General features: G+C 38.3%; 19 protein-coding genes. 4 read left to right on the top strand and 15 right to left on the bottom strand.

The features are described from left to right. Positions 1-8: 8 nt before the first annotated feature. The 5 genes from rpoZ to QUF99_RS20385 form a co-directional block, all read right to left on the bottom strand. The gene (gene rpoZ / locus QUF99_RS20365) at positions 9-221 is read right to left on the bottom strand and encodes a DNA-directed RNA polymerase subunit omega (protein WP_289372362.1); all 213 of its coding nucleotides are present in this window, start codon (positions 219-221) and stop codon (positions 9-11) included. 1 nt (position 222) lies between these two features. Beyond that, positions 223-840: a guanylate kinase gene (gmk, locus tag QUF99_RS20370; RefSeq protein ID WP_286121571.1), complete on the bottom strand. Its 618-nt coding sequence runs from the start codon at positions 838-840 to the stop codon at positions 223-225. 13 nt (positions 841-853) lie between these two features. After that, positions 854-1,117 (bottom strand): extracellular matrix/biofilm regulator RemA, encoded by a 264-nt coding sequence (gene remA / locus QUF99_RS20375; RefSeq protein WP_001251459.1) that lies wholly within the window; start codon positions 1,115-1,117, stop codon positions 854-856. Positions 1,118-1,185: 68 nt separating this feature from the next. Then, positions 1,186-2,061 (bottom strand): YicC/YloC family endoribonuclease, encoded by an 876-nt coding sequence (locus QUF99_RS20380; protein ID WP_289372366.1) that lies wholly within the window; start codon positions 2,059-2,061, stop codon positions 1,186-1,188. Positions 2,062-2,160: 99 nt separating this feature from the next. Further along, positions 2,161-4,881, bottom strand: a complete 2,721-nt coding sequence (locus tag QUF99_RS20385; protein WP_289372367.1) for a calcium-translocating P-type ATPase, SERCA-type — start codon at positions 4,879-4,881, stop codon at positions 2,161-2,163. A gap of 104 nt (positions 4,882-4,985) precedes the next feature. Here QUF99_RS20385 and QUF99_RS20390 point away from each other — a divergent pair, with 104 nt between their 5' ends. Then, positions 4,986-6,695, top strand: a complete 1,710-nt coding sequence (locus QUF99_RS20390) for an Rqc2 family fibronectin-binding protein (protein ID WP_289372369.1) — start codon at positions 4,986-4,988, stop codon at positions 6,693-6,695. A 125-nt stretch (positions 6,696-6,820) separates the two neighbouring features. Here the strand turns inward: QUF99_RS20390 and QUF99_RS20395 are convergent, their stop codons facing one another. Then, the gene (locus tag QUF99_RS20395; protein WP_289372371.1) at positions 6,821-7,333 is read right to left on the bottom strand and encodes a DinB family protein; all 513 of its coding nucleotides are present in this window, start codon (positions 7,331-7,333) and stop codon (positions 6,821-6,823) included. Between the two features lie 50 nt (positions 7,334-7,383). Then, a complete protein-coding gene (locus QUF99_RS20400; protein ID WP_289372373.1) occupies positions 7,384-8,352 on the bottom strand; it encodes an aldo/keto reductase in 969 nt (322 codons plus the stop codon). Between the two features lie 160 nt (positions 8,353-8,512). On the opposite strand from QUF99_RS20400, the gene QUF99_RS20405 reads away from it, so the two are divergent. The 3 genes from QUF99_RS20405 to QUF99_RS20415 all read left to right on the top strand — a co-directional run bounded on the left by QUF99_RS20405 (position 8,513) and on the right by QUF99_RS20415 (position 10,333). Then, positions 8,513-9,178, top strand: a complete 666-nt coding sequence (locus QUF99_RS20405; protein ID WP_289372376.1) for a TetR/AcrR family transcriptional regulator — start codon at positions 8,513-8,515, stop codon at positions 9,176-9,178. A 134-nt stretch (positions 9,179-9,312) separates the two neighbouring features. After that, a complete protein-coding gene (locus QUF99_RS20410) occupies positions 9,313-9,840 on the top strand; it encodes a DinB family protein (protein ID WP_289372378.1) in 528 nt (175 codons plus the stop codon). Positions 9,841-10,078: 238 nt separating this feature from the next. After that, positions 10,079-10,333, top strand: coding sequence for a YbeF family protein (locus QUF99_RS20415; protein WP_289372380.1), 255 nt, complete (start codon positions 10,079-10,081; stop codon positions 10,331-10,333). 98 nt (positions 10,334-10,431) lie between these two features. Here QUF99_RS20415 and pyrE read toward each other — a convergent pair whose 3' ends face one another. From pyrE to pyrB, 8 genes are read right to left on the bottom strand one after another with little or no spacing between them, the layout of a single operon-like run. After that, complete coding sequence (gene pyrE / locus QUF99_RS20420; protein WP_289372382.1) at positions 10,432-11,064, bottom strand: orotate phosphoribosyltransferase; 633 nt, start codon at positions 11,062-11,064, stop codon at positions 10,432-10,434. Next, positions 11,061-11,777: an orotidine-5'-phosphate decarboxylase gene (gene pyrF / locus QUF99_RS20425; protein ID WP_289372384.1), complete on the bottom strand. Its 717-nt coding sequence runs from the start codon at positions 11,775-11,777 to the stop codon at positions 11,061-11,063. The genes pyrE and pyrF overlap by 4 nt, the downstream gene beginning before the upstream one ends. A gap of 2 nt (positions 11,778-11,779) precedes the next feature. Beyond that, positions 11,780-12,691 (bottom strand): dihydroorotate oxidase B catalytic subunit, encoded by a 912-nt coding sequence (gene pyrD / locus QUF99_RS20430; protein WP_289372386.1) that lies wholly within the window; start codon positions 12,689-12,691, stop codon positions 11,780-11,782. Further along, on the bottom strand, positions 12,688-13,467 hold the full coding sequence (pyrK, locus tag QUF99_RS20435; RefSeq protein ID WP_289372387.1) for a dihydroorotate oxidase B electron transfer subunit: 780 nt from the start codon (positions 13,465-13,467) through the stop codon (positions 12,688-12,690). The genes pyrD and pyrK overlap by 4 nt, the downstream gene beginning before the upstream one ends. Continuing rightward, the gene (carB, locus tag QUF99_RS20440) at positions 13,464-16,682 is read right to left on the bottom strand and encodes a carbamoyl-phosphate synthase large subunit (protein WP_289372389.1); all 3,219 of its coding nucleotides are present in this window, start codon (positions 16,680-16,682) and stop codon (positions 13,464-13,466) included. Before carB ends, pyrK begins: the two co-directional genes overlap by 4 nt. After that, positions 16,667-17,764, bottom strand: coding sequence for a carbamoyl phosphate synthase small subunit (locus QUF99_RS20445; RefSeq protein ID WP_289372391.1), 1,098 nt, complete (start codon positions 17,762-17,764; stop codon positions 16,667-16,669). Before QUF99_RS20445 ends, carB begins: the two co-directional genes overlap by 16 nt. Continuing rightward, on the bottom strand, positions 17,761-19,047 hold the full coding sequence (gene pyrC, locus QUF99_RS20450) for a dihydroorotase (protein WP_289372392.1): 1,287 nt from the start codon (positions 19,045-19,047) through the stop codon (positions 17,761-17,763). Before pyrC ends, QUF99_RS20445 begins: the two co-directional genes overlap by 4 nt. Further along, on the bottom strand, positions 19,031-19,945 hold the full coding sequence (gene pyrB, locus QUF99_RS20455; RefSeq protein ID WP_286121584.1) for an aspartate carbamoyltransferase: 915 nt from the start codon (positions 19,943-19,945) through the stop codon (positions 19,031-19,033). The genes pyrC and pyrB overlap by 17 nt, the downstream gene beginning before the upstream one ends. Positions 19,946-20,021 lie beyond the last annotated feature (76 nt).

The raw sequence follows: 20,021 nt of genomic DNA on the forward strand, positions 1-20,021 counted from the left end.
AGAATGCCTTATTCAGACACTTTCTCTTCGCTTGGCTCGTAGCTTAATACTTCTGCATCAATTTCTTCTAGTGCTTTTCCCACACATTTATGAGATACAGGTTGCGCAATCACACAATTATCAGCAATTTGCATTTCACGAGCACGTTTCGCTGCTACTGTTACTAATGTATATTTAGAGTCGATTTTTGTTAATAATGAGTCAATTGATGGATTTAACATATTATATACCCTCCGTCATTTCTTTGTAATATTTTGCTACTCTCTCGCGGCGACAGTGTTCACCAACTACAATGGCCTTAATACGTTCGCAAGCAAGCTCTACTTGATCATTTTCTACAACATAGTCATAAGCGTCCATCATATCGATTTCTTCTTTTGCTACTGTTAAACGATTTTGAATGACATCTTCTGTCTCTGTACCACGGCCAACGATACGATTCTTAAGCTCCGATAAACTTGGAGGAGCTAAGAAGATAAATACGCCTTCTGGAAATGCTTTCTTTACTTGAAGTGCGCCTTGCACTTCAATTTCTAAGAACACATCTTTCCCTTGCTGCAATGTCTGTTCTACATAATCGACTGGTGTCCCATAATAATTCCCAACAAACTCTGCCCATTCAAGCAACTTTTCGTTACGAATCATTTCTTCAAACTCTTCTCTTTCTTTAAAGAAATAATCCACGCCGTCTACTTCACCCTCACGTGGTTTACGTGTTGTTACTGAAATAGAGTATTGTAACTTTGCATCTTCATGGCTAAACAATTCTTTTCGAACCGTCCCTTTCCCAACGCCAGAAGGTCCTGAAAGAACGATGAGCAACCCTCTTCTACTTCTCATAAATATGTAAAACCTACCCTTCCTCACTTAAATCTTCTTTATTATTTAAACGATGTGCAATCGTCTCAGGCTGAATTGGACTTAATACAATATGCCCATCATCCATGACAATAACTGCCCTTGTTTTTCTCCCATACGTAGCATCAAGCAACACGTTATGTTCACGTGCTTCCTGTACCGTTCGTTTAATAGGAGCTGACTCCGGACTTACAATAGCAATAATTCGATGAGCAGATACGATATTCCCATATCCAATATTTAAAAACCGCATGGCCATAGTTTGCGCCTCCTAGTAAGTCTATCCGATTTCTCCACCACGTATAACTTTATCTACTTTTTTGACAGCTACTCAATATTTTGTACTTGTTCACGAATTTTTTCAAGGTTATTTTTCATTTCTACAACATATTTTGAAATTGTTAGGTCGTTTGCCTTTGAACCAATCGTGTTAATTTCACGATGCATTTCTTGTACGATAAAGTCCATTTTTCTACCAATGGGCTCCGTAATCTGTAATGCTTCATTAAATTGATCTAAATGGCTTTGTAAACGAACTAATTCTTCATGAATATCACAACGCTCTGCAAACATAGCTATTTCTGTTAGCAACCGTTGTTCATCTAACTCTTGATTATGTAATTCCTTTAAACGATTTCCCAATCGTTCCCGGTACTTTTGAATCACAATTGGTGCATGTGGAATAATCGCATTTACACAATTGTGAATCTCTTGTAGACGGTGCTCTATATCTTTATGTAATCGTTTCCCTTCACCATCTCTCATCATTTTCAACATATGAGCAGCTTGGCGAACAGCTTCATATAAACTATCTTCAAATTGTTCGTTTACATTTTCCATTTCTTCAATTGCCGTTACCTCTGGCATTGTCATTAATTGTTGTAATGTAATGGAATCTTGTAATTGGAATTTCATTTTTGCATCTTCCATAATGGATTTATATTGTTCCAGAAGTGGCCAATCCACACGTAATTTTCGTTCAACAAGCCCTTCACCTGCAATAGTAACAGACATTTCAATACGTCCGCGGCGAACTTGTTCAGCAATCAACTTACGAATTTTATCCTCAAATACCATCATTTGCTTCGGAAGTCGAATGTTCATCTCTAAAAAGCGATGATTCACTGACTTCATTTCTACTATAATTTGAAAAGCATCGTTTTCCACCTTTGCTCGTCCAAATCCTGTCATACTAGAAATCATCTTTATCACATCCAAGCCATGAAATAACTCAACGAAAAAGGTAATAGAGATGCAACTCTACTACCTTTTGTAAATTATATCACATTTTCATATCATTGACTATTTCAAGTTTATACCTCGTTTATAAATCATGGACTTCTTTTTCTCTTTTTTACGTGTCAGTAAAGAACCGACTAGCAAAAATGTTGGAATGGAAGATAAACCAACGATCAGTAGCCAGTCTCTCGCCTGAATTGGCATTGTACTAAAGATTGGTTGCAACGGTGGATAATAAATAACAACTAGCATTAATAACATTGAAATGATTACCGCTCCAACTAAATACAGGTTTCCAAACGGATTACGATGAAAAATAGAATGTTCACTTCGGCAATCAAACACATGAATGAGCTGCGCTAATACAAGTGTTGCAAACGCAACTGTTTGTGCATATTTCAATTCATTCGGATGCTGATTATATGCAATGATAAATGCAAGCAACGTTGCAATGCCAATTAAAAAGCCGCGGCTTACGATTTTCCAAGCAAGCCCTCTCGCAAATACACCTTCTTTCGGATGGCGTGGATTTCTCCTCATCACATCTCCCTCAGCAGCATCCAACCCTAGCGCCATCGCTGGCAAACCATCCGTCACTAAATTCACCCATAAAATTTGAATAGGAACGAGTGGAAGCGGTAATCCTAGCAGCATTGCAAATAACATAACAAGAATCTCTCCAACATTTGATGCTAATAAATAACGAATGAATTTTCGGATATTTTCATATATATTTCTTCCTTCTTTAATTGCTGCTTTAATAGTAGCAAAATTATCATCTAGCAGTACGAGAGACGAAGCTTCTTTCGCCACATCCGTACCCGTAATCCCCATTGCTATACCGATATCAGCGGTTTTAATTGCTGGGGCATCATTCACCCCATCCCCTGTCATCGCTACGATATGATCTTTGTTTTGAAGAGCCTTCACAATTTTCAATTTATGCTCAGGAGACACACGGGCAAACACATATGTGTCTTCTACAATATCTTCTAACTCCTCGACAGACATTTTTGCCAGCTCTACACCTTCCACAACACGGCCATTCGGTGGTAAAATGCCTAACTGTTCAGCAATTGCCATCGCTGTTACTTTATGATCTCCTGTAATCATCACCGTTTTAATACCAGCATCTTTACACTCTTGTACCGCCTGTTTTACTTCTGGTCTTGGCGGATCAATCATTCCCTGTATGCCAACAAGCATTAAATCTGTTTCTACTTCTCGTTCATGCTCAATTTGATCTGTGACTTTTAAAGGTCTAAACGCAACAGCAATCGTCCGAAGTGCTTGACTTCCAAGATTATGAATAGCCGTTTGCACTTCGTTACGATACAGTTCACTTAACGGCTGCTGTTTATTTCCCCATAAAATAGTTTGACTCATTTGTAAGAGGACATCCGGCGCTCCCTTTGTTACTACAAATTTTTTACCGTCACGATCACGAACAATGACACTCATCATTTTCCGTGTTGAATCAAAAGGGAATTCACGAATGATTTCAAATTTCCCTTTTAAAGCTTCTCGTGATACACCCGCTTTCATCGCCGCGGCAACAAGTGCTCCTTCTGTCGGATCTCCATCTAAGATATACGTTTTTTTCTTCTTCATAATGTTGGCATTATTACATAAACAACCAAACGTTAATAATTGATATAGAGAACGGGCAGATGTCGGATCAATCTTCTGCTCATCTTTCATAAATGATCCAGTGGGTTCATAGCCTTGCCCTGTTACATGCCATGTCTCTCCACCTGACCACAAATGCGTAACCATCATTTTATTTTGCGTCATCGTCCCTGTTTTGTCCGAACAAATAACCGAAGCACACCCTAGTGTCTCTACAGCCGGTAGTTTTCGCACAATTGCTCTTTTTTTAATCATACGCTGTACACCGAGTGATAAAGCAACTGTAACAATAGCTGGTAAACCTTCAGGTATCGCAGCGACTGCAAGTGACACACCTGCTAAGAACATGTGATATACTTCGTTCCCTTGATAAACCCCTGCTAGTACGACGAGTGCTGTTAAAATAAGCGCAACAATAATTAAAATTTTCCCAAGTTGTTCTAGCCTTCTCTGTAAAGGTGTTTCCATTTGCTCTGCATTTTGCAACATATTTGCAATTTGTCCCATGGCAGTATTCATTCCTGTTCCTACTACTACGCCTACCCCTGAGCCTCTCGTTATCATCGTTCCCATAAAAGCCATATTTTTTTGATCACCAATCGCAACACTTTCACCTTGTAATGCTTCTACTTTCTTTTGAACAGGCACAGATTCCCCTGTTAACGCCGATTCTTCGATGTATAAACTTGATGCTTCAATAAGACGAATATCAGCACCAATACGATCTCCACTAGAAAATTTAATCACATCACCAAGAACAAGAGCTTTTGACGGCGCTTTTATCCATTTTCCATTTCGTAAAACAGTAACTTGCGGGGCAGCTAATTCCTTTAAAGCTTCCAGTGATTTTTCTGCTTTTCTCTCTTGGAAAAAACCGAGAATCCCATTAATAATTACAATTGCTACAATAGCAATTGCATCGATATACTCTCCTAAAAATGCTGAAATAATTGTTGCACCAAATAAGACAAGTACCATAAAATCTTTAAACTGTGCCAAAAATACAACGAGTGCAGAAGGCCGCTTTGCTTCTTGCAATTCATTTGGGCCAAACTTTTTTAATCGACCTTCTGCTTCTTGCTCTGTGAGCCCTATCTTTACATTCGTATTCGTTCTTTCTTCTACTTCATGTGCACGCATTTCATACCAATTCATCTCGCTATCGACCTCCTGATTGCAGACATGCTCTAATGAAAGCTTATTCAGCCTCGTCCAAAAAAATGCTATAATTAACATTTAGTTAGAAAGGAGTGTTCATTATGGCATTCGATGGATTATTTACGAGAGCGATTACACATGAAATTGCAAATTCTCTTCAAACAGGAAGAATTTCCAAAATATATCAACCGTCTAAATATGAAATTCTGTTACATATTCGGGCAAACGGAAAAAATCAAAAGCTACTTCTCTCCGCCCACTCTACATATGCGCGTATGCATCTTACAAGTCAAAGTTATGACTCACCTGCTCTGCCGCCTATGTTTTGCATGTTGCTTCGCAAACATTTAGAAGGTGGATTTATTGAAAAGATTGAACAAATTGATTTAGAACGAATCATTCAAATTACGGTTCGTAGCCGTAACGAAATTGGTGATGAATCAGTAAAAACATTAATCATTGAAATTATGGGTCGTCACAGCAATATTATTTTAGTAGACTTCAAAACAAATATGATTTTGGATAGCTTAAAACACGTTTCCTTAGCAGTAAACCGTCACCGTACTGTATATGCTGGAGCAGAGTATATCGCACCACCAGCGCAGCATAAAAAGAATCCTTTACAGATTGAAACGAAAGAAGAATTAATTAGACCGTTAGACTTTTTAGCTGGAAATATGGATAAACAACTTGTTCAATCCTTTATGGGGATTTCTCCACTATTTGCAAAAGAAGTGGTCACACAAGCTGGCATGGTAAATGAAAATGCATTATCAGAAGCATTTTTCACATTACAAAAATCGCTGAAATCACATCAGTATACGCCAACAATGATAACGGCAAACGGGAAAGAATTCTTTTACTTATTCCCCCTTACACATCTAAAAGGTGAAGAAAAAGCATTCTCGTCTGTAAGTGAACTGCTAGATCGCTTCTTCTTTGGAAAAGCAGAACGCGATCGTGTGAAACAGCAATCACATGACTTAGAACGATTTATGCACAATGAAAAAACAAAAAACGAAAAGAAATTAATTAAATTACAAAAAACATTGCAAGACGCTGGCAAAGCCGATAAATATCAATTATTCGGTGAATTACTTACTGCTAATATGTATGCATTGAAAAAAGGTGACAAAGAAATTGAGGTTATCAATTACTACGATGAAAATAGCAGAACGGTAAAAATTACGTTAGATCCACTGCGAACACCATCACAAAATACACAGCGTTATTTCCAAAAGTATCAAAAAGCAAAAAATTCTGTCGCAATTGTTACCGAACAAATTGAAAAAACAAATGAAGAAATTCTTTACTTTGACAGCCTACTGCAACAAATGGAAGCTGCCTCTTCAAAAGATATTGCAGAAATCCGTGAAGAATTAGCTGAAGAAGGATATGTTCGTAATCGCAAATCCAAAAATGCTAAGAAAAAACCGACAAAACCTGTATTAGATAAATATATTGCAAGCGATGGAACAGAGATTTTAGTCGGTAAAAACAATAAACAAAATGACTATTTAACAACTAAATTCGCACGTCGTGATGAAATTTGGTTACATACGAAAGACATTCCAGGTTCACACGTTGTCATTCGTTCATTAGAACCTTCTGAGGAAACTTTATTAGAAGCCGCAAAACTTGCTGCTTATTACAGTAAAGCAAAAGAATCTAGCTCTGTTCCAGTTGACTTCACAAAAATTCGTCATGTGAAAAAACCAAGCGGTGCGAAGCTTGGTTTTGTTACCTATGATAATCAACAAACCTTGTATGTAACACCCGATGCGGATACGGTAATGAAATTAAAGGCTTAACATCATAAAGAGGTGCTATCCATTTCATAATAAATGGATAGCACCTCTTTTACTTTTCTTATTTTCCTTTAATAAAAACACAAATTCTCGATTGATAAACTCAACTATGTTACATTCATGATTTTTCAAATAGGATAACCGCCACTAGGTGGAGGCCAAGCCTCCAATAAACGACGCAGCAATACGATTTCTCCTAAATGATAACTATTATGCGAAGCAATATTGCGCAACGTATCTGCACGAGTTACATCTGGATATTGCGCTAAATCTTCATCTAGTTTTGTTGTTTGGGCAATAGTACAAGCTGTGTCTACTCCTGATAGGAATTGTTCGATAACTTCCTCCCATTCTTCTTGGCTCTTTGCCATATGTTCAACCGGCCAGCTCTCCTTCACGTCCGTTGGCAATTGTGGTTTTTCACCTTGCAAACCAAGTAAAAGAAAGTCTTGCCAATATATCATATGCTTCAATAATTGATAGATAGAATACGGAATGTTTTCTATCTGCTTTCCTGATAGTTCCCAATCTATATCTTCAATTGCATTCTTAATTGGAATATGCCCGCGTTCTCCTCGTAATGATTTTACTAACGTTCTAGCAAATGATTCATTTCTAAAATGACTGCTTTCTGTATGCACGTAATCCCGCCCTTTATCTTTTCAATTGATTCTTTATATGATTACCAATCTTAATACCGATTACCAAACGTATCACCAATTGGTGCAATGGTATTTAAGTACGCTAACTCTCCCTTTGTTAAAGTTATTTCAATAGCCGCTACGTTTTGCTCCAAATACTTTACTCGTTTTGTGCCTGGAATTGGTACGATTCCCTCACCTTGTGCAACGACCCAAGCAAGCGCTAATTGAGCTGGCGTACATTCCTTCTCTTGCGCAAGCTGTTTAATTCCCTCAACAATTTTCATATTAGAAGCAAACGCCTCTTCTGAAAAACGCGGGTTATAATATCTCCAGTCATTTGGTGCTAATTGATCACGGCTTGTTAAATTTCCTGTTAAAAACCCGCGACCGAGTGGACTATACGGCACAAACCCAATACCTAACTCACGGCATACCTGTAAAATACCTTTCTCAGGATCGCGAGACCAAAGGGAATACTCTGTTTGGACAGCTGAGATGGGATGAATAGCATGAGCTGCTTTTAATTGCTCTCCTGTCACTTCCGATAGTCCAATATAACGTACCTTTCCTTCCTGAACTAACTCAGCCATTGCACCTACTGTTTCTACAATTGGTGTATCGGGATCAACACGATGCAAATAGTATAAATCAATATAGTCCGTTCCTAATCTTCTTAAGCTTGCTTCACATGCTTCTTTCACATATTGAGGTGAACCATTGTATCCGAGTGCTTCTGTTGCATTTCGCAGTGCCCCAAACTTCGTTGCAATTTTTACACCCTGACGGAATTGCTTCAATGCTTTTCCGACTAACTTTTCGTTTGTTCCAATTCCCTCTTCATCATATCCATAAATATCGGCTGTATCGAACATTGTAATTCCAAGATCCAGAGCACGATGAATTGTTTTTGTTGCTTCTACCTCATCTGTCTGACCATAAAATTCAGACATTCCCATACACCCTAATCCCATTTCCGATACTTCTAATCCTTGTGAACCCAATTCCTTCTTTTTCATAAGCTCTCCTTCTTTCGAAAAAATGGTGTGAAAAGAGAATAACACACCATTCATACCAAGTAAACTATTTTTGCATTTTTAGTTCATTATATATTTGTAGTTTAATTTGTATAACTTAATAAAATTATTTATAATAAAATGAGTTACAAGGAGGATTGTTATGTTAAATCACAATGCCGATAATCAAGTAGAAATGAAAAAAAAGCTCATTTATAAATTATTACCTATCGTTAAGAAGCAAGGAATAAGTCCGTTGCGAACAGATGACATTGCACGTTATATGGATATTAGTAAAGCAACTATGTACAAATATTTTTCATCAAAAGATGAGATTATCCAATACATCGTCCAAATTTATGCCGAATATATTACCAGCATTGATCAAACCATTTTTGAGGAGACAGTTCCATTTGGAGAGCGATTTCAAAAAACATTTGAACAGTCATTACTCATCTCTTTTTACATCTCTGAATCGTTTTTATCCGATTTAAAAAACAATTCATTAGTTCTATATGAGCAAATCATACAGGCTCAAAACGAACGCAATAATAAATTAAAGAAATTTTATGAAGAACATATAAAAAAAGAAGTATTCAATGCTATAAATCCAGCACTTATTCTTATACAGGATGATATACTGCTGCGGAAACTCTTTGAACCAGTTATTTTAATTCAAAACAATATGACACTATATCAAGCACTCTTTGATTATTACATACTCAAAAAGCATCAAATTATTCATTATCAATATAGAGACGACGTCGACGATACGAAAATGGAATCAACACTACAATATATTGTTCAAAAAGTATCCAATTATATGTAAGCCCCCCCATTTAGCGATGATTTCGCTTGTAATGGGGGGTTTTTCTTTATTCCGTATGATTATCCGAAAAAGGAATTTCCTTCTACACACAGAAATCTTTTAATGAAGAAATCTTTTTCTGGGAGGAAACTATATTGAATTTCTTAATTGATAAGATCGACGGATTAAACGCGGAGTTTTCCAAACTTGTTTCGATGATGAATTACGCTCGCTCTACAACGTTACGGGCTGTACAAGATTTAACGATTGAAGAACTCGATTATTTGTACGATGATAAAGCAAATTCAATTGGCATGCTCCTCTATCATATGGCTGCAATTGAATACTACTATCAAATTCATACCTTTGAAGATAGAGAGCCCACGAAAGCTGAATTAGAGCGCTGGTTACCAGGAATTGAATTAGGAGATCTTGGACGTCAAAATATTAAAAACCACCCAATAGACTACTACATAAATACGTTGCAAGAAGTCCGCGCTAAAACTATCGTAACGTTTCAATCACTGCCAGATGAATGGCTCTATAAAACAACGCCGTTTTGGCATGACAAACCAGCAAACAATTATTTCAAATGGTTTCACGTCTTTGAAGATGAACTAAATCATCGCGGACAAATTCGGTTAATTAAAAAGATGCAAAAAGCTCATTCGGTGAAGCAATAAAGTGAAACTTTAATCAGTGGGGTTTTCTTCATCCCCCACCTATTCCTTAGAATCTTGAGGTGAGGGTATTATTGCCCGCGAATAGCGGGATAAAAAAGGTGCTATCTCGCAACGAGGTAGCACCTTCTTATATTTTAGATCCATCATCATCTAGTAATAACTTTTCATTCACTTTTTTAACAATACTTCAAAACGTTTACGAGAAACGAATCACTTCTTAAGAAAAGAGGACATGACCATGAGTGAATTTATCTCCGTCTTATTTATTTGTCCATTGCTTATTTTTATCATTTCAGTGATTGGAACTCGTATAACAAAAACGTATTATGTTATGCCCATTGTAACGTTTGCCATTTTTCTTATTTTAGGAGTTACAATGTTTAGTCCGTCCTTTTTCTTTTGGGTTGGTATGTATAGTATTTTTTCATTTATCGTTTCTTATATGACTTTATTATTTATAAAAGGGAATAAAGCTGTAGAAAGAAAACAATAACTATGTACCTTCCATCTTTTTTTGTTTTTACTTCTAAACAAATTATTTACCCATAAAAAAACACGACCGAGTTTCCCCCCACGGTCGTGTTTTCTTTGTTACGCTGTAATCCAAGCCTCGTTAGCTGGATTTTTACGCCATTCTTGCAATTTCTTCGTTTCAGCTTGACCAATCATCCCTTTTTCTGCTGCTACTTCAGTAAGTGCACTGTAGTCGCTTAAAGAGTATGATATTACGTTCGCTTCTGCTAATTTTTCTTTTCCTGCTTCAAGCTCGTATGTGAAGATTGATACGATTCCCAATACTTCACAACCTGCCGCGCGGAGTGCTTCTACACAAGTAATGGCACTGCCACCTGTTGAAATTAAATCTTCTACTACTACTACTTTTTGACCTTTTTCTGCTTTGCCTTCGATCTGGTTTCCTTTACCATGACCTTTTGCTTTGCTACGTACATAGCACATTGGTAAGTTCATGCGGTCACTTACCCAAGCTGCATGCGCAATACCAGCTGTTGCTGTTCCTGCAATAACCTCTACAGTAGGAAAGTGTGCTTGAATTAACTCTTCTAATCCTGCTGCAATCGCTTGGCGTACTTTCGGATAAGATAACGTTAAACGATTATCACAATAAATTGGTGATTTCATGCCAGAAGACCATGTAAATGGATCGTTTGGTTGTAAAAATACTGCTCCAATTTCTAATAGATGAGATGCGATTTCTTTTTTCATATTGTTACACCTTCCCACTGTTGTTTTATTGTTCTATACGCTGCAAGCGGATTTTCTGCCTTCGTAATACTACGTCCTACTACGATGTAGCTTGAACCAAGTTCACGAGCACGCTTTGGCGTTGCTACGCGCACTTGATCATTCACATCATCACTTGCAAGACGAATTCCCGGTGTTACTGTTACAAATGCACTCCCGCATACTTCACGTAATTTTGGTACTTCCAGCGTTGAACAAACAACGCCATCTAGTCCGCTTTCTTTCGTTAATTTGGCATAATGAGCAACCGCTTCTTCTAACGTTTTCTCAATACCAATCTCTTTTTTCATCATAGCTTCCGATGTGCTTGTTAGTTGTGTAACTGCAATGCAAATCGGTCTCTCTTTTCCTTCTTGTTTACCTGCCTCTAATCCCTCAAGCGCTGCTTTCATCATGTTGCTTCCCCCAGCAGCATGAACATTTACCATATCGACATCTAAACTAGCTAAGCTGCGCATTGCGCTTTTCACTGTATTCGGAATATCATGAAGTTTTAAATCTAGAAAGATTTGATGTCCTTTTTCCTTTAAATAAGTAATAATAGCAGGTCCCTCTTTGTAAAACAGTTCCATACCAACTTTGACGAATAATTGTTCCTCTTCAAAGTGACTTAAAAACTGTTCTACCTCTGCTTTACCTGGAAAATCCAGTGCAACGATTAGCGACTGTGACATGTTTATTTCCAGCTCCTTCCTTGACATTCCGAAATATGTTCAAATCCTAATTCATCTAAAAGTGCTGGTAATTCTTCAATAATCGTCGGACATACGAGCGGATCAACAAAATTCGCTGTTCCGACTGCAACCGCACTTGCACCAGCGTAGAAGAATTCAATTACATCTTCCGCCGATTCAATACCGCCCATTCCGATAATCGGAATGTTAACAGCTTGACTTACTTCATGCACCATACGAATCGCAACTGGCTTAATTGCCGGTCCGGATAGTCCACCTGTACGGTTTGCTAAAATTGGTTTTGCTGTTTTTAAATCTAAACGCATGCCAAGCAATGTATTGATCATCGTTAATCCGTCTGCACCAGCATTTTCGATTGCCTTTGCAATCTCAACAATGTTTGCCACATTCGGTGATAATTTTACATATACTGGAACTTCAGAAACCTCTTTCACTCGCTTCGTTAAATCCGCAGCAATTTCTGGCACTGTCCCAAAAGCAATACCGCCCGTTTTTACGTTTGGACAAGAAATATTTAACTCTAATGCATGAACGTTTGGTGCTTTAGAAATTTCTTTGGCAACCGCCACGTAATCCTCTGCTTGTGAACCAGCAACGTTTGCAATAATCGGCAGATCAAATTGGTCCAGCCATGGTAATTCTGAACTCATCACTTTTTCTAGACCTGGATTTTGCAGACCGATTGCATTTAGCATTCCGCCTGGTGTTTCAGCAACGCGAGGCGTTGGGTTTCCAAAACGAGGTTGTTCTGTCGTTGCTTTAATCATGATTGATCCAAGTACGCTTAAATCGTAAAATTGTGCATACTCACGACCAAATCCGAAACAGCCAGATGCTGGGATGATTGGATTCTTCAACGATAATCCTGGTAAGTCAACTTGCAATCTGTTCATAGTACAACCTCCCCAATCGGAAATACCGGACCGTCACTGCACACCTTCTTGTAAGAATATCCAGTTGGATCTTCTTGCAGGTGACATACACAAGCGAAACATGCTCCGATACCGCAGCCCATACGTTCTTCAAGTGAAATATATGCTTTTTTCTCTTTATAACGGCCTTCTAATGCACGTAGCATCGCAAGAGGTCCACATGAATATAAAATGTCAAAGTCAATTCCATATTCATCGATGACATCTGTTACAAATCCTTTTGTACCGTGTGTACCATCGACTGTTGCTACATACGTATCACCAAGCTCTGCAAATTTTTCTTCATAGAAGACAACATCTTTTGACTGAAATCCTAAGATGTGAATAACACGTACTCCTTTTGCAACAAGACGTTGTGATAACTCATAAAGTGGAGGTACACCAATTCCGCCTCCTACTAATAAAGCTGTCTGTCCTGCTTCCGCTTCTTCTACAGGAAATCCATGACCTAATGGTCCTAATACGTCTACAAGTTCACCTTGTTTTTTCTTCGCTAGTGTTTTTGTTCCCTGTCCTTCCGCACGATAAAGCATTGTAAATTCGTTCTTCTCTTGATCAACATTACAAATACTAATTGGGCGACGTAGCAGAGGCGTAATGCCTTCTGCTACTTTAATGTGTACAAACTGCCCTGGTTCGTTCATTTGCTGCACTAAATCACCTTGGAGCACTAATTCGTAAATGTTTTTGGCGATTTCTATTTGGTTAACGACAACCATATTTTGCTTTTGCATCATGCATGTATCACCTCGTGACGCTCTGTTGGCGCTACTTCTTTCATTGCGTGAGCAGAGAATGTCATAGATTCTAATACTCTTAGAATCGCTCTTGTTGTATCAAGTGATGTTAAGCATGCAACACCATTCTCTACAGACTCACGACGAATACGGAAGCCATCACGCGCTGGTTGTTTTCCTTTTGTTAATGTGTTAATTACAAATTGTGCTTTTCCTTGACGAATGATATCAAGTAAGTTGTAGTCTTCAGAATCAATTTTGTTTACAACTTGAACTGGAATATCTTGTTCTGTCAATGATTTCGCCGTTCCTGCTGTCGCTAATAAGTTATAGCCAATTTCATGGAAGCGTTTTGCGATCTCCATTGCTTCTTCTTTATCTTTATCTGCCACAGTGATAATAACAGATCCATGTGTTGGAATGCTGATTCCAGAAGCAACAAGTCCTTTATACAATGCTTTTTCAAGCGTTAAATCTTTCCCCATTACTTCCCCTGTTGATTTCATTTCAGGTCCTAATGTTGTATCAACAGAACGCAATTTTGCAAAGGAGAATACCGGTGCTTTTACATATACTTCTTTCGCTTCTGGATGATAACCTGTTTTATATCCTTGCTCTACTAATGATGCACCTAGAATAACTTTCGTTGCGATATTTGCCATCGGTACGCCTGTAATTTTGCTTAAGAATGGTACCGTACGGCTCGCACGCGGATTTACTTCTAGTACATACACTTCATCTTTGAACACTACAAACTGGATATTTAGTAAACCAATGATGTTTAGTCCTTTTGCCAGAGAAATTGTATTTTCGATAATTTGCTCTTTAATTTTTTCGGATATACTTTGCGGTGGATATACGCCGATCGAGTCACCAGAGTGAACCCCAGCTCGCTCAATATGTTCCATAATACCTGGAATAAATACATTCTCACCGTCAGAAATTGCATCTACTTCAATTTCTTTCCCAACCATGTAGCGGTCAATTAGTACCGGATGCTCAGCGTGAACTTTTACTGCGTTTTTCATGTAGTGCAATAGTTCTTCTTGACGATAGACGATTTCCATCGCACGTCCGCCAAGTACGTAAGATGGTCTTACAAGTACTGGGTAACCAATTTCTTCAGCGTTTGCTACCGCTTGTTCTACCGTTGTTGCTGTTTTACCAACTGGCTGCGGGATACCTAATTTTGTTAATGCTGCTTCAAATTTATCACGATCTTCTGCACGATCTAAATCTTCAAGTGATGTTCCTAAAATTTTCACACCGTGTTCTTCTAATTTAGCAGCTAAGTTAATTGCCGTTTGTCCACCGAATTGAACGATAACACCTTCTGGTTTCTCTAAATCGATAATGTGCATGACATCTTCAATTGTTAGTGGTTCAAAGTACAGTTTGTCAGAGATACTGAAGTCTGTTGAAACTGTTTCTGGGTTATTATTCACAATAATTGCTTCATAACCAGCTTCTTTAATTGCCCATACAGAGTGTACTGTTGCATAGTCAAATTCAACACCTTGACCGATACGGATTGGACCAGACCCAAGAACAACTACACTTTTGCGATCTGTAACGATTGATTCGTTTTCATCACCATATGTGCTGTAGTAGTATGGCGTTGCAGATTCAAACTCTGCCGCACAAGTATCTACCATTTTGTATACTGGTATCATGTTGTTTTCTATACGCATGTCGTATACTTCACGCTCTGTTTTGTTCCAAGCTGCTGCAATATAATGATCGCTAAAGCCCATTACTTTCGCTTCTTGTAACACTTCCATATCGCCTACATACTCTTTCACTTTACATTCCATGTTTACGATGTTCTCGATTTTTTGTAAGAAGAAGAAGTCCATTTCACACCATTCATTAATTTCTTTCTTCGTTACACCTTGACGAATCGCTTCTGCTACTACGAACAGGCGTTCATCATCTGCTTTTATAATGCGTTTTTTCATTGTTTCTTTATCAAGTTCTTTTAGATAATCCAGCTCTAGGTGATAAACGCCAAGCTCTAGAGAACGAACTGCTTTTAACAATGACTGTTCTAGGTTACGACCGATAGACATAACTTCTCCAGTCGCTTTCATTTGTGTACCGAGTGTGCGGTTTGCTGATTCAAACTTATCAAATGGCCAGCGTGGAATTTTGGAAACCACATAGTCTAATGCTGGCTCAAAGCATGCATATGTTTTTTGTGTAACCGGGTTGATGATTTCATCCAGCGTTAAACCCACTGCGATTTTCGCTGCTAATTTTGCAATTGGGTAACCTGTTGCTTTAGACGCTAGTGCAGATGAGCGACTTACACGTGGGTTCACTTCAATTACATAGTATTGGAAGCTATATGGGTCAAGTGCAAGCTGAACGTTACATCCACCTTCAATGCCTAGTGCACGAATAATTTTTAATGATGTGTTACGAAGCATTTGATATTCACGATCACTTAGCGTTTGGCTTGGCGCAACAACGATGGAATCCCCTGTATGTACGCCAACTGGGTCGATGTTTTCCATGTTACATACTACGATGGCATTGTCGTTTGCATCACGCATTACTTCATATTCAATTTCTTTACAACCTGCGATGCTTTTTTCTAGTAGACATTGTGTTACTGGGCTATGTTTTAAACCACCTGAGACGATTTCAATTAGTTCTTGTTCATCATTACAAATTCCGCCGCCTGTTCCACCCATTGTAAATGCTGGGCGAACGATAACCGGATAACCAATTTCTTTTACAAATTCATGTGCTTCTTCTAACGTGTGAATAATTGTACTAGATGGAATTGGTTCGTTTAATTCTTGCATTAATGTACGGAATAAATCACGGTCTTCCGCTTGTTCAATTGCTGATAATTTCGTTCCTAAAATTTCAACTCCACACTCTTCTAGTACACCTGATTTTGCAAGTTCAACAGCCATGTTTAAACCTGTTTGTCCGCCAAGTGTTGGCAAGATTGCATCTGGGCGTTCTTTACGAATAATGCGGCTTACGAATTCTAATGTTAATGGTTCAATATATACTTTATCTGCAGTTGCAGTATCTGTCATAATTGTTGCTGGGTTAGAGTTAACAAGGATAACTTTGTAACCTTCTTCTCTAAGAGATTGACAAGCTTGTGTTCCAGAGTAATCAAACTCCGCTGCTTGCCCGATTACAATTGGTCCTGATCCGATTACTAAAATGGTGTTAATGTCTAGGCGTTTTGGCATAACTCTTCCCCTTCTTTCTTAAAGTTTTCAATCATTGCTAGGAAATCTTCAAATAAGTTGTTTGCATCTTCCGGTCCTGCTGATGCTTCTGGATGATATTGTACAGTGAATGCTGGGAACTTCGTATGACGAAGGCCTTCTACTGTGCCATCGTTTAAGGCAACATGTGTAATTTCAAGATCTGTACTCTTTATTGATTCTCCCTCTACTGCATAGCCGTGGTTTTGAGAAGTAATAGCAACTTTTCCTGTTGCTACATGTTTTACAGGATGGTTTAAACCACGGTGACCAAATTTTAATTTGATTGTATTTGCACCAGATGCTAGAGCAAACAATTGGTGGCCAAGGCAAATTCCGAATAATGGTACTTTCCCAAGAATCCCTTTCAGCATTTCGATTGCTTCAGGTACATCTTTTGGATCTCCAGGTCCGTTACTGAGCATAATTCCATCTGGACTTAAACGTAGAATTTCTTCTGCTGTTGTGTTATATGGCACAACAATCACATCGCAATCGCGCTTATTTAATTCGCGTAAAATGCCGTGCTTCATACCGAAATCAACAAGAACAACACGGTATCCACGTCCTGGACTTGGGTATGGGTCTTTTGTAGATACACGCTTCACATGATCTGTAAATACTGTTGCTTTTAGTTGACTAACAATGTAGTCTACATCTGCATCCATATTACAAAGACGTCCGCGCAGTGTTCCATATTGACGAATTTTTCGTGTTAATTTTCTTGTATCAATTCCTGCTAATCCTGGAATATTTCTTCCTTGTAAATACTTATCTAATGAGATTTCGTTACGAAAGTTAGATGGGTGATCACAAATCTCGTTAACGATTAAGCCGTGTACAGATGGCTGAATCGATTCAAAATCGTCACGATTAATCCCGTAGTTTCCGATTAATGGATACGTAAATGTCACGATTTGACCGCAGTATGATGGATCAGATAATGTTTCTTGGTATCCTGTCATCCCTGTTGTAAATACGACTTCCCCCGATTTTTCAATTTCTCCGCCGAAGCCTTTTCCAATTAATACTGTTCCATCTTCTAAGATAAGCTGTCTTTTCATACTAATGCACTCTCCTTTTGCCATGCGATCTTACCGCCAACTACTGTCATAACCGGCCATCCTTGGCACTTCCAGCCTGTAAATGGCGTGTTTTTTCCTTTTGATAAGAATGTTGTTGGATCAATCTCTTCTTCTTGTTCTAAATCAATAATTGTAATATCTGCCGCTCTACCTTCCTGCAGACGACCAGCTTCTAAGCCAAATGTATCAGCTGGTTTTTCTGTTAAGAATCGAATTAATTGTTCTAATGTAATAATTCCTTTTTTCACAAGGTTTGTGTAAAGAAGCGGGAACGCTGTTTCAAAACCAGTAATTCCGAATGGTGCTCTTTCAATTCCTTGTGCTTTTTCTTCTGCCGTATGCGGTGCATGATCCGTTGCAATCATATCGATTGTTCCATCTAATAATCCTTCAATTAACGCCTCATGATCTTCTTTTCCGCGAAGCGGTGGATTCATTTTAAAGTTTGGGTCAACACCAGGGATATCATCTTCACATAGTACTAAGTGATGCGGTGTTACTTCTGCTGTTACTTTAATTCCAGCACGTTTTGCATCACGAATGACACGTACAGATCCTTTTGTGCTTACGTGACATACGTGATAGTGACAATTAGCTGCCTCTGCAAGTAATATGTCACGAGCAATATGTACGGATTCACATACAGATGGAATTCCGTTTAGGCCATGTTCTTTAGAAAATTCCCCTTCATGTACACAACCTTTATTAATAAGCGTATTTTCTTCACAGTGCGCAACGACTGCCATATCTAATTTTGCTGCACGTTTCATCGCTGCAAGCATCATGCTTGCATCTTGTACACCAACTCCATCATCAGTGAACGCGAATGCGCCTAGCTCCTTTAATGTTTCAAAATCTGTCATTTCAGCACCTGCTTGACGTACTGTAATTGCCCCATATGGCAGTACATTTACATGTGCTTTTTCTTGAATTCGTTTTTGTAAATCTTCCATATGTTCTTTACTATCTGGTACAGGGCGGGTATTTGGCATTGCGCAAATCGTTGTAAATCCACCTTTTGCAGCTGCGAGTGTCCCTGTTGCAATTGTTTCTTTATGTTCACCGCCTGGTTCACGAAGATGCACATGTACATCCACTAATCCAGGTGCGATTAATTTTCCATTTACATCTATTACTTCAACATTTTCTGCCGTAATATTTTCTGCTACTTTCGCAATTTTACCGTCTTGTACAAGAAGATCTGTTGTTACAATATTTCCTTCTTCATTTAGATAACGTCCATTTTTAAACAAATAATTCATGTTTCATTCCTCCTAATACATTTGGTAATGCGCGTTTTAGTACAGCCATTCTTACGTAAACTCCATTTTCCATCTGTTTGAAAATGCGAGAACGCTCACACTCAACAAGCTCGCTTGCAATTTCTACATCACGGTTTACAGGAGCTGGGTGCATAATAATGCTTCCTTGTTTCATCCTTTTTTCGCGTTCAATCGTTAATCCGTGCTCTACATGATACTCTTTCATGATGTCTGTTTCATAATGATCATGACGTTCATGTTGTACACGTAATAACATCATCACATCAACTTCTGGAACAAGTTCATCTAAATCTTTGTATGTTCCAAATGTGTTTGTTTCATCTTTCCACTCTTCTGGGCTAGCAAAGTAGATTGTTGCTCCTAACTTTGTTAATGCTTCAGCATTTGAGCGAGCTACTCGGCTATGACGAATATCTCCAACAATCGCAACCTTTAATCCTTCAAATCTTCCAAACTCTTGTTTAATCGTTAGTAAATCGAGTAAACATTGTGTTGGATGATTTCCACATCCATCTCCGGCATTTAAGATTGGAATATTTACATTGTCTTTTAGCTCATCAAAGTAGCGATCTTGTTGATGGCGGATAACTACTGCTTTTGTTCCGATTGATTCTAGTGTTCTTATCGTATCGTATAATGTTTCTCCTTTTTGTACGCTAGAAGAGTCTGCAGAGAAGTTTAAAACATCCAACCCTAATTTCTTCTCGGCAACTTCGAAGCTAAACTTTGTTCTCGTACTATTTTCAAAGAACAAGTTTGCTACAAATGTTTGCTCCGATGTTTTTCTCTCTTTTCCATTCGCGAAATCTTCTGCGTCTTTCAGGATTTCTGAAATCTCTAACTCCGATAATTCACTCATCGTTAACAAATGGCTCATTGTCATCCCTCATCTTTCTGATTTTTATGATAACATCTTTGTATTTATATAACAATAACTGCATAAAAATACCCTA

This window comes from Bacillus sp. DX4.1 (genome assembly GCF_030348195.1).
GTDB lineage: Bacteria > Bacillota > Bacilli > Bacillales > Bacillaceae_G > Bacillus_A.

Bases quoted from the DNA above. Each gene is read 5' to 3' on its own strand.
- QUF99_RS20390 (WP_289372369.1), top strand. From the start codon at position 4,986: ATGGCATTCGATGGATTATTTACGAGAGCGATTACACATGAAATTGCA.
- carB (WP_289372389.1), bottom strand. From the start codon at position 16,682: ATGCCAAAACGCCTAGACATTAACACCATTTTAGTAATCGGATCAGGA.
- pyrE (WP_289372382.1), bottom strand. From the start codon at position 11,064: ATGAAAAAAGAAATCGCATCTCATCTATTAGAAATTGGAGCAGTATTT.
- pyrD (WP_289372386.1), bottom strand. From the start codon at position 12,691: ATGAACAGATTGCAAGTTGACTTACCAGGATTATCGTTGAAGAATCCA.
- QUF99_RS20415 (WP_289372380.1), top strand. From the start codon at position 10,079: ATGAGTGAATTTATCTCCGTCTTATTTATTTGTCCATTGCTTATTTTT.
- gmk (WP_286121571.1), bottom strand. From the start codon at position 840: ATGAGAAGTAGAAGAGGGTTGCTCATCGTTCTTTCAGGACCTTCTGGC.
- rpoZ (WP_289372362.1), bottom strand. From the start codon at position 221: ATGTTAAATCCATCAATTGACTCATTATTAACAAAAATCGACTCTAAA.
- QUF99_RS20380 (WP_289372366.1), bottom strand. From the start codon at position 2,061: ATGATTTCTAGTATGACAGGATTTGGACGAGCAAAGGTGGAAAACGAT.
- QUF99_RS20405 (WP_289372376.1), top strand. From the start codon at position 8,513: ATGTTAAATCACAATGCCGATAATCAAGTAGAAATGAAAAAAAAGCTC.
- QUF99_RS20445 (WP_289372391.1), bottom strand. From the start codon at position 17,764: ATGAAAAGACAGCTTATCTTAGAAGATGGAACAGTATTAATTGGAAAA.
- pyrB (WP_286121584.1), bottom strand. From the start codon at position 19,945: ATGAGCCATTTGTTAACGATGAGTGAATTATCGGAGTTAGAGATTTCA.
- remA (WP_001251459.1), bottom strand. From the start codon at position 1,117: ATGGCCATGCGGTTTTTAAATATTGGATATGGGAATATCGTATCTGCT.
- QUF99_RS20400 (WP_289372373.1), bottom strand. From the start codon at position 8,352: ATGAAAAAGAAGGAATTGGGTTCACAAGGATTAGAAGTATCGGAAATG.
- pyrC (WP_289372392.1), bottom strand. From the start codon at position 19,047: ATGAATTATTTGTTTAAAAATGGACGTTATCTAAATGAAGAAGGAAAT.
- pyrF (WP_289372384.1), bottom strand. From the start codon at position 11,777: ATGTCACAGTCGCTAATCGTTGCACTGGATTTTCCAGGTAAAGCAGAG.
- pyrK (WP_289372387.1), bottom strand. From the start codon at position 13,467: ATGATGCAAAAGCAAAATATGGTTGTCGTTAACCAAATAGAAATCGCC.
- QUF99_RS20385 (WP_289372367.1), bottom strand. From the start codon at position 4,881: ATGAATTGGTATGAAATGCGTGCACATGAAGTAGAAGAAAGAACGAAT.